This window comes from Aquabacterium sp. UBA2148 (assembly GCF_002328915.1).
In the GTDB taxonomy this organism is placed as follows: domain Bacteria; phylum Pseudomonadota; class Gammaproteobacteria; order Burkholderiales; family Burkholderiaceae_C; genus Aquabacterium; species Aquabacterium parvum.
On the sequence record NZ_DCXA01000212.1, the window covers coordinates 4,180 to 5,481 of the forward strand.

Genomic DNA, 1,302 nt, shown 5'->3' on the forward strand with positions numbered 1-1,302 from the left:
GCGTCTGCTGGCGCTGCGCAACCAGCTCATCGCGCGGGAGCACCCGCTGGCGCCCTGGGCTGCTTACTGGTACTTCATGTCGCGCCTGAGTGAAGCCCCGCCGGCCGAGGTCGACGAGTTCCTGGCGCGCTGGCCCGACAGCTACGTGGCCGATCGGGCCCGCAACGACTGGTTGCTCGAACTCGGCCGCCGCCAGGACTGGGCGAACTTCCTGCGCATCCAGCCCGCCTTCCGCATGAACGACGACCGCGAGGTCAGCTGCCTGGGTGTGCTGGCGCGCCACCGCACCGGCGCCCCCATGGAGGGGCCGAGTGATTTGCGCGAACAGGCCCGCCAGTTCTGGTGGGCCCAGAAGGACGCCGACAACGGCTGCGACACCATGGCGCGTGCGCTGCTGGACGCGGGCGTGCTGACCCAGGGCGACGTCTGGCGCAAGCTGCGGTTTTCGATCGAGGGCGACAAGCCCCGAGCGCTACAGCAGTCGGCCCGCCTGCTCAGCGACGCGGCGGCCCAGGCCGTCAACCGCCTCATGAGCCAGCCCCAGGCTTTCCTGCAGCCCAAGGGGGCCAGCAGCCTGGTCGACTCGGGCGACAAGGCCGGCTCGCCTGGCGCCAGCATCGGCCCCCGCGCGGCCTCCGCCGGCCAGGCCAAGGGCAAGAAGGCCGAGGCCGCCAAAGCCAAGTCGAAAGCCAAAGACGCCAAGAAGAAGCCCGCCAAGCCCACCCTGGCCCCCATGCCCGTGGCCTTCCCGCCCGAGGTGGAGGGCCCGCTCAACCTGCTGGCCCTGGTGCGCTGGGCTGCCATCGATCCCGACGCCACCGCCGCGGCGCTGAGCCAAAGCGGCGCGCGCGAACGCTGGCACCTGCGCGCCGAAGACATGGCCTGGGCCTGGGCCGTGGTGGGCCGCTGGTCGGCCGGCAAGCTGCAAGCCGAGGCACCTGCCCACTACGAACGCGCGCTGGCCGAAGCCGCGCTGGCCGCTGGCACCCGCAACCGGGGCGACGCCACCCGGGGTGCGGCCGCCTGGTCACCCGATGTGTTGACCTGGATGGCGCGCGCCGGCCTGCGCTCGGCCACCTCGGGCGATGCCTCGCGCTGGGCCCTGGTCGAGCAGGCCATCGAGGCCATGCCCCCCGAGCTGCAGCAAGACAGCGCCTGGCAGTACTGGAAGGCCAAGTCGCTGCAGGCGCATGCCCGCGCCGGAGGTGGCTCCGCGGCGGCACACGAAGCCATGCGCCAGCAGGCCCGTCAGTTGCTGGCCCGCGTGGCGAACCCTTTGACCTTCTATGGCCAGCTCGCCGC

The 1,302-nt window shown here is 72.4% G+C and carries 1 pseudogene; it reads left to right on the plus strand.

Going from position 1 to position 1,302, the window contains the following annotated elements:
* Window positions 1-1,302 (plus strand): annotated as a pseudogene (locus B2W70_RS11855) (hypothetical protein); the annotation flags it as partial.